The organism is Haloferax sp. Atlit-6N (assembly GCF_003383195.1).
Lineage (GTDB): Archaea > Halobacteriota > Halobacteria > Halobacteriales > Haloferacaceae > Haloferax > Haloferax gibbonsii.
The window spans coordinates 1-498 of the sequence record NZ_QEQJ01000220.1 but is presented as its reverse complement, the minus strand read 5'-3'; the positions used below and the strand labels follow the sequence as shown (position 1 = coordinate 498).

The following is a 498-nucleotide window of genomic DNA, read 5'->3' as shown; positions in this document are numbered from 1 at the left end:
GTATGTGGAGGCGAAAGACATCATCACCGACATCGTGCCGTACGTCGTGGTCGGTGTCGGAATCGGGGCCGTCATTCACGGCTTCGTGCCGCAGACGATCGTTACCGAATACCTGTCTGGGCCTCTTGGTGTCTTCGGCGCCGTCGCTGTCGGCGTGCCGATCTACACCAATATTCTTGGTGTGATCCCGGTCGTCGAATCGCTCATCGGAAAGGGGCTGCCGGTCGGGACTGGACTCGCGTTTATGATGTCCGTCGCCGCACTCTCGCTCCCGCAGTTTATGATTCTCAAGAAAGTGATGAAGAAAGAGCTCATCGCGTCGTTCGCGGTGACAGTCGCATCGGGGATCGTGGTGATTGGGTTGCTGTTCAACCTCCTGCTGTAGTACAGCGTCGCCACCACCTCCCGACTCGAAGATCGCCTACTACCTGACCGTCAGTATCATACCGAGGACGACCGATCTATAAAGTACACACGGCCGTTGGCGTTTCGATCTCA

Annotated in this window: 1 protein-coding gene; it reads left to right on the top strand. The window is 57.0% G+C overall.

Annotation, left to right across the window (positions count from 1 at the left end; all coding sequences use genetic code 11):
• On the top strand, positions 1-385 hold a 385-nt coding region (locus DEQ92_RS22035; RefSeq protein ID WP_199522970.1), incomplete at its 5' end, for a permease.
• Between the last annotated feature and the right edge of the window lie 113 nt (positions 386-498).